Below are 7,448 nucleotides of genomic sequence, written 5' to 3' on the forward strand. Positions count from 1 at the left end.
GCCGGGTGAGGCATTTACGTCGCATCTGGCAATAAATAAACAATAAATTTCAAACGCTAAATTGCCTGATGCGCTTCGCTTATCAGGCCTACATGATCTCTGCAATATATTGAATTTGCGTGCTTTTGTAGGCCGGATAAGGCGTTCACGCCGCATCCGGCAAGAAATAGCAAACAATCCCAAACGCCGCGCTCTGCGGCGTTTTTTCTGCTTTTCTTCGCGAATTAATTCCGCTTCGCAATTTATCCATAAAATAAATTTAAAATCACAAAACATAATTAAATAAAATGTAACCGCTTTCATCTTGCTGGAATTTCACGTTTTTATTCTTCTGCAAGCCTTTCAACCGCAAACTTAAGCCTTGTAACAAAAATCATCAAAATATGTGCGGTTGCTCATGTTCTTACATTCTGGTTACAGAAAGAGATTGATAATTCGCGTCGCGAAAAATAGTCTGTTCCTGTAGTCAGCGAGACTTTTCTCAACGCTACTTTTTTAATTTTTATTTTTTTTCGCTGTTCACCTTTGGTGCAGCAATTTATACGTCAAAGAGGATTAACCCATGCGTACGTTTAGTGGCAAACGTAGTACGCTGGCGCTGGCTATTGCCGGTGTTACAGCAATGTCGGGCTTTATGGCAATGCCGGAGGCTCGCGCCGAAGGATTCATCGACGATTCAACCTTAACCGGCGGTATCTATTACTGGCAGCGTGAACGCGACCGTAAAGATGTTACCGACGGCGACAAATACAAAACCAACCTTTCTCACTCCACCTGGAATGCCAACCTCGATTTTCAGTCCGGTTATGCTGCTGATATGTTCGGCCTTGATATTGCTGCGTTTACGGCGATTGAAATGGCGGAAAACGGCGACAGCTCCCACCCGAACGAAATCGCGTTTTCAAAAAGTAATAAAGCCTATGACGAAGACTGGTCCGGCGACAAAAGCGGTATAAGCCTGTATAAAGCTGCGGCCAAATTTAAATACGGTCCGGTTTGGGCGAGGGCAGGTTACATTCAGCCAACCGGTCAAACGCTGTTAGCGCCGCACTGGAGCTTTATGCCGGGTACTTATCAGGGGGCGGAAGCCGGGGCGAATTTTGATTACGGCGATGCTGGTGCCTTGAGTTTCTCCTACATGTGGACCAACGAATACAAAGCGCCGTGGCATCTGGAAATGGATGAGTTTTATCAGAACGATAAAACCACCAAAGTTGATTATCTGCACTCCATCGGTGCGAAATACGACTTCAAAAATAACTTCGTACTGGAAGCGGCATTTGGTCAGGCGGAAGGGTATATCGATCAATATTTTGCCAAAGCCAGCTACAAATTTGATATCGCCGGTAGCCCGTTAACCACCAGCTACCAGTTCTATGGTACCCGCGATAAAGTTGACGATCGCAGCGTCAACGATCTTTATGACGGCACCGCCTGGCTGCAAGCGTTGACCTTTGGTTACCGGGCGGCTGACGTAGTGGATTTGCGCCTCGAAGGCACCTGGGTTAAGGCTGACAGTCAGCAGGGATACTTCCTGCAACGTATGACCCCAACCTACGCTTCCTCCAACGGCCGCCTGGATATCTGGTGGGATAACCGTTCCGACTTCAACGCTAACGGCGAAAAAGCGGTCTTCTTCGGTGCGATGTATGACCTGAAAAACTGGAATCTTCCAGGCTTCGCCATCGGCGCTTCCTACGTTTACGCATGGGATGCTAAACCTGCGACCTGGCAGAGCAATCCGGATGCGTACTACGACAAAAACCGGACTATTGAAGAGTCTGCCTACAGCCTGGATGCGGTCTACACCATTCAGGACGGTCGCGCCAAAGGCACGATGTTCAAACTGCACTTCACCGAATACGACAACCACTCCGACATCCCAAGCTGGGGCGGCGGTTACGGTAACATCTTCCAGGATGAGCGTGACGTGAAATTTATGGTAATCGCACCATTCACCATCTTCTGATGCCCGACGCGGCAGGTTTTGTGCCTGCCGCATTCAATGAAAAAACTGATTCTCATCGCCATGATGGCATCGGGGCTGGTAGCTTGTGCGCAATCAACCGCACCACAGGAAGACAGCCGTCTGAAAGAGGCATACAGCGCCTGTATCAACACCGCGCAAGGTTCGCCAGAAAAAATTGAAGCCTGCCAGAGTGTGTTAAACGTGCTGAAGAAAGAGAAACAACATCAGCAGTTTGCCGACCAGGAAAGTGTACGCGTACTGGATTATCAGCAGTGTCTGCGTGCAACGCAAACCGGAAATGATCAGGCGGTGAAAGCCGATTGTGATAAGGTCTGGCAGGAAATACGCAGTAATAACAAATAAGTGAGAGCTGTAACTCTCGCTTTTCTTATTTCCCTTGTATAAAAAAGCCAACCCGCAGGTTGGCTTTTCTCGTTCAGGCTGGCTTATTTGCCTTCGTGCGCGTGCTCATCTTCGCGGCAATCGCCTTCGGCACAGTGACCGTAAAGATAGAGACTGTGGTTAGTCAGGCGAATGCCATGTTTTGCGGCAATTTCACGCTGACGCGCTTCGATGGAATCATCACTAAATTCGATAACCTTGCCGCAGTCGAGGCAAATCAGGTGATCGTGGTGATGTTGCTGTGTCAGTTCAAATACGGATTTACCGCCTTCAAAATTGTGGCGGGTGACGATACCAGCGTCGTCAAACTGGTTCAGTACGCGATATACCGTAGCCAGACCAATTTCTTCACCCATATCGATCAGACGTTTGTATAAATCTTCCGCACTGACGTGATGGTTGTCCGGCTCCTGAAGAACTTCCAGGATTTTTAAACGAGGAAGCGTTACTTTCAGGCCAGCTTTCTTTAGGGCGGTATTGTTATCAGTCATGCGGAATCTGTCCTGTTACTAAGCGGTTCACTTCATTAGAAGAAGTGACAGAATTTGCTCTTGAGATAATGCGTATCATTATAGAATTGCCACGCCTAAATGAAAACCACAAGTCCCTGGCAAATATTGTTAATAAAAACGTGGCACAGCTTACATTTACAACGGCAAGGCCACTTGAACACTGGGACATTGTACAGGTACAACAGTAAAAGTTACAAATTTGTAGCAATTATTTTGATTGGCATTATCTATTAATACGGCGTAGACATGAGTCTACGCCGCATCACATCAGGCATTAAGAATTTCGTCGAGATGCAACTCTTCAGAAATCTGTTTAACCCATTTTTCTACACGTTCAGCGGTCAGTTCCGGCTGACGGTCTTCGTCGATAGCCAGACCGACAAAGTGGTCGTCATCTGCCAGACCTTTTGATGCTTCGAAATGATAGCCCGCAGTTGGCCAGTGACCAACGATGGTTGCACCGCGCGGTTCAATGATGTCGCGGATGGTGCCCAATGCGTCGCAGAAATATTCGGCGTAATCTTCCTGGTCACCACAACCAAACAGCGCAACCAGTTTACCATTGAAATCAATCTCTTCGAGAGTCGGGAAGAAGTCATCCCAGTCACACTGCGCTTCGCCGTAATACCAGGTTGGGATGCCCAGCAGCAGAATGTCGTAAGCTTCCAGATCTTCTTTGCTGCTTTTTGCAATGTCATGGACATCGGCAACGTCTTTACCAAGCTGTTTTTGAATCATTTTTGCGATATTTTCGGTATTACCGGTGTCGCTGCCGAAAAAGATGCCAGTGATAGCCATGAGTGAAATAACCTCTTGAAACTTATTGAAATGGGGGTGGAAAATTGCCCACGGATAAAGGCAATCATAGCAGAACAGGCAGTCTTGCGGAATCAGCAAACGAGCAGGACTGCACACTGTGCTACATGAAAGTGGAAATTTAAACGATGCCCTGACTACGCAGCGCCGCCAGTTGCTGCATTAACATCTCTTCGATCAGTTCGCTACGGCTCATATTACGCGATTCCGCCAGCTCGTTCAGCGCCTCGACAGCTTCCGCGTTCAGCTTCAGTTCGACACGCTTAAGGCCACGTACTTTGTCGCGTTTTAGCTGGTTGCGTTTATTAATACGCAGCTGTTCATCGCGCGAAAGCGGATTAGTTTTCGGTCGTCCCGGTCGACGCTCGTGCGCGAACAGATCTAATGTCGTACGGTCCGTTTGTTCTTTGGCCATGATCTTGGTGACTTCGGGGGAAACAATCAGCCAGGCCTCTGCCCGGATGGATAGCGCGCCATAATACATCAGCGCGATGAGTCACGCCAACGCCCACGCGCGGAAAGCGACGCGGACGCTGGGTTTTTAATCAGTTGCGTTAATCATTGAGATAGCGACGGATAGCGCGTAATACCGCATCCGGTTTTTCAGCATGGACCCAGTGACCCGCGCCTGCAATCACATGCGCCCGTGCCTGTGGAAATTGCGCCAGTAAATCATCACGGTACTGCTCGCTAACATACGGAGAATTGCCGCCAGGGATAAACAGGGCAGGGTGATCCCATGCCGGGATTTTCTCCCAACCCACAATATGCGGATACTGATCCCACAATACCGGCACGTTAAAGCGCCACTCCCCGTCAACAAAAGATTTCAACAGAAACTGAATCACCCCTTCTTCATTAAGATGCTGGCGCATTATTGCTGCTGCTTGCTGGCGAGTTTGTGCGTCCGATTCACTGACCGCGTTGATAGCTGCGAAAATCTCATCATGACGGCGTACGTGATAGTCGACCGGTGCGATATCGATCGCCACCAGTTTATCGATGCGATCGGGGGCCAGTGCAGTAAGTGCCATTACCGCTTTACCGCCCATGGAGTGACCGATAAATGTTGCTTTGTCGATCTGCAGTGCATCCAGGGTATCAACAAGATCCTGCGCCATCGCCGGGTAATTCATTACCGGCTCTCTCGGTGAAAGACCGTGGTTACGCATATCAACCTGGATGATATTGTGATCGTTTACCAGATCGCGAGCCAGTACGCCAAGGTTGTCGAGGCTACCAAACAGACCATGGACAAGAACGATGGGAGAATTATTGTGCTGGTTTTGTGCAGTTTGCGCGCGGATATTTAATTTCATGGCAAAGTTCTTTTTTTCGCGTTGTCGGGTTAGGGTATTATGTTGACCATTGTGCCACAGGGCTGCAACAAATAAGGTTTATTCCGAGTTTTTCTGCAAGCCAGGCTTGACGCTATCCGCTGCCGGGATTTATTCATATACTCTTGGCGACTTGTATTCAGCTAAGACACTGCACTGGATTAAGATGAAAACGATTGAAGTTGATGATGAACTCTACAGCTATATTGCCAGCCACACTAAGCATATCGGCGAGAGCGCATCCGACATTTTACGGCGTATGTTGAAATTTTCCGCCGCATCACAGCCTGCTGCTCCGGTGACGAAAGAGGTTCGCGTTGCGTCACCTGCTATCGTCGAAGCGAAGCCGGTCAAAACGATTAAAGACAAGGTTCGCGCAATGCGTGAACTTCTGCTTTCGGACGAATACGCAGAGCAAAAGCGAGCGGTCAATCGCTTTATGCTGCTGTTGTCTACACTATATTCTCTTGACGCCCAGGCGTTTGCCGAAGCAACGGAATCGTTGCACGGTCGTACACGCGTGTACTTTGCGGCAGATGAACAAACGCTGCTGAAAAATGGTAATCAGACCAAGCCGAAACATGTGCCAGGCACGCCGTATTGGGTGATCACCAACACCAACACCGGCCGTAAATGCAGCATGATCGAACACATCATGCAGTCGATGCAATTCCCGGCGGAATTGATTGAGAAGGTTTGCGGAACTATCTAAAACGTTGCAGACAAAGGACAAAGCAATGGCAATCCACAATCGTGCAGGCCAACCTGCACAACAGAGTGATTTGATTAACGTCGCCCAACTGACGGCGCAATATTATGTACTGAAACCAGAAGCAGGGAATGCGGAGCACGCGGTGAAATTCGGTACTTCCGGTCACCGTGGCAGTGCAGCGCGCCACAGCTTTAACGAGCCGCACATTCTGGCGATCGCTCAGGCAATTGCTGAAGAACGTGCGAAAAACGGCATCACTGGCCCTTGCTATGTGGGTAAAGATACTCACGCCCTGTCCGAGCCTGCGTTCATTTCCGTACTGGAAGTGCTGGCAGCGAACGGCGTTGATGTCATTGTGCAGGAAAACAATGGCTTCACTCCGACGCCTGCCGTTTCCAATGCCATCCTGGTTCACAATAAAAAAGGTGGCCCGCTGGCAGACGGTATCGTGATTACACCGTCCCATAACCCGCCGGAAGATGGTGGTATCAAGTACAATCCGCCAAATGGTGGCCCGGCTGATACTAACGTCACCAAAGTGGTGGAAGACAGGGCCAACGCACTGATGGCCGATGGCCTGAAAGGCGTGAAGCGTATCTCCCTCGACGAAGCGATGGCATCCGGCTATGTGAAAGAGCAGGATCTGGTGCAGCCGTTCGTGGAAGGGCTGGCCGATATCGTTGATATGGCGGCGATTCAGAAAGCGGGCCTGACGCTGGGCGTTGATCCGTTGGGCGGTTCCGGTATCGAATACTGGAAGCGCATTGGCGAGTATTACAACCTCAACCTGACCATCGTTAACGATCAGGTCGATCAAACCTTCCGCTTTATGCACCTCGATAAAGACGGTGCGATCCGTATGGACTGCTCCTCCGAGTGTGCGATGGCGGGTCTGCTGGCACTGCGTGATAAGTTCGATCTGGCGTTTGCTAACGACCCGGATTATGACCGTCACGGTATCGTCACTCCGGCAGGTTTGATGAATCCGAACCACTACCTGGCGGTGGCGATCAACTACCTGTTCCAGCATCGTCCGCAGTGGGGCAAAGATGTTGCTGTCGGTAAAACGCTGGTTTCTTCTGCGATGATCGACCGTGTGGTCAATGACTTGGGCCGTAAGCTGGTAGAAGTACCGGTAGGTTTCAAATGGTTTGTTGATGGTCTGTTCGACGGCAGCTTCGGCTTTGGCGGCGAAGAGAGCGCAGGGGCTTCCTTCCTGCGTTTCGACGGCACGCCGTGGTCCACCGACAAAGACGGCATCATTATGTGTCTGCTGGCGGCGGAAATCACCGCTGTCACCGGTAAGAACCCGCAGGAACACTACAACGAACTGGCAAAACGCTTTGGTGCGCCGAGCTACAACCGTTTGCAGGCAGCTGCGACTTCCGCACAAAAAGCGGCGCTGTCTAAGCTGTCTCCGGAAATGGTGAGCGCCAGCACCCTGGCAGGTGACCCGATCACCGCGCGCCTGACTGCTGCTCCGGGCAACGGTGCTTCTATTGGCGGTCTGAAAGTGATGACTGACAACGGCTGGTTCGCCGCGCGTCCGTCAGGCACGGAAGACGCATATAAGATCTACTGCGAAAGCTTCCTCGGTGAAGAACATCGCAAGCAGATTGAGAAAGAAGCGGTTGAGATTGTTAGCGAAGTTCTGAAAAACGCGTAAACACATTTAATAAAAAAAGGGCGGTCGCAAGATC

At 50.1% G+C, this 7,448-nt stretch carries 9 protein-coding genes; 4 read left to right on the forward strand and 5 right to left on the reverse strand.

What is annotated here, in order from left to right:
- Positions 1-562 precede the first annotated feature (562 nt).
- Both chiP and chiQ read left to right on the forward strand, forming a co-directional pair.
- Positions 563-1,969, forward strand: a complete 1,407-nt coding sequence (gene chiP / locus ACUU1M_RS08955) for a chitoporin ChiP (RefSeq protein ID WP_001258831.1) — start codon at positions 563-565, stop codon at positions 1,967-1,969.
- A 36-nt stretch (positions 1,970-2,005) separates the two neighbouring features.
- On the forward strand, positions 2,006-2,332 hold the full coding sequence (chiQ, locus tag ACUU1M_RS08960) for a ChiQ/YbfN family lipoprotein (protein ID WP_000733592.1): 327 nt from the start codon (positions 2,006-2,008) through the stop codon (positions 2,330-2,332).
- A gap of 83 nt (positions 2,333-2,415) precedes the next feature.
- Here the strand turns inward: chiQ and fur are convergent, their stop codons facing one another.
- The 5 genes from fur to ybfF form a co-directional block, all read right to left on the reverse strand.
- Positions 2,416-2,862: a ferric iron uptake transcriptional regulator gene (gene fur / locus ACUU1M_RS08965; RefSeq protein WP_000131702.1), complete on the reverse strand. Its 447-nt coding sequence runs from the start codon at positions 2,860-2,862 to the stop codon at positions 2,416-2,418.
- Positions 2,855-2,941 (reverse strand): fur leader peptide, encoded by an 87-nt coding sequence (gene uof / locus ACUU1M_RS08970; protein WP_001406816.1) that lies wholly within the window; start codon positions 2,939-2,941, stop codon positions 2,855-2,857. Before uof ends, fur begins: the two co-directional genes overlap by 8 nt.
- Before the next feature lie 209 nt (positions 2,942-3,150).
- Entirely contained in the window at positions 3,151-3,681 is a 531-nt protein-coding gene (fldA, locus tag ACUU1M_RS08975; protein ID WP_001018618.1) for a flavodoxin FldA, read from the reverse strand.
- A gap of 139 nt (positions 3,682-3,820) precedes the next feature.
- Positions 3,821-4,114 carry a LexA regulated protein gene (gene ybfE, locus ACUU1M_RS08980; RefSeq protein ID WP_001300829.1) on the reverse strand — a complete coding sequence of 98 codons (294 nt, stop codon included), beginning with the start codon at positions 4,112-4,114 and terminating at the stop codon, positions 3,821-3,823.
- A gap of 139 nt (positions 4,115-4,253) precedes the next feature.
- Positions 4,254-5,018: an esterase gene (gene ybfF, locus ACUU1M_RS08985; RefSeq protein WP_000773301.1), complete on the reverse strand. Its 765-nt coding sequence runs from the start codon at positions 5,016-5,018 to the stop codon at positions 4,254-4,256.
- Between the two features lie 184 nt (positions 5,019-5,202).
- Between ybfF and seqA the strand changes: the two genes are divergently transcribed.
- A complete protein-coding gene (seqA, locus tag ACUU1M_RS08990) occupies positions 5,203-5,748 on the forward strand; it encodes a replication initiation negative regulator SeqA (RefSeq protein WP_000848387.1) in 546 nt (181 codons plus the stop codon).
- Between the two features lie 25 nt (positions 5,749-5,773).
- Positions 5,774-7,414, forward strand: a complete 1,641-nt coding sequence (pgm, locus tag ACUU1M_RS08995; RefSeq protein WP_005060937.1) for a phosphoglucomutase (alpha-D-glucose-1,6-bisphosphate-dependent) — start codon at positions 5,774-5,776, stop codon at positions 7,412-7,414.
- Positions 7,415-7,448: the final 34 nt, after the last annotated feature.

The organism is Shigella sp. SIG6 (assembly GCF_053555815.1).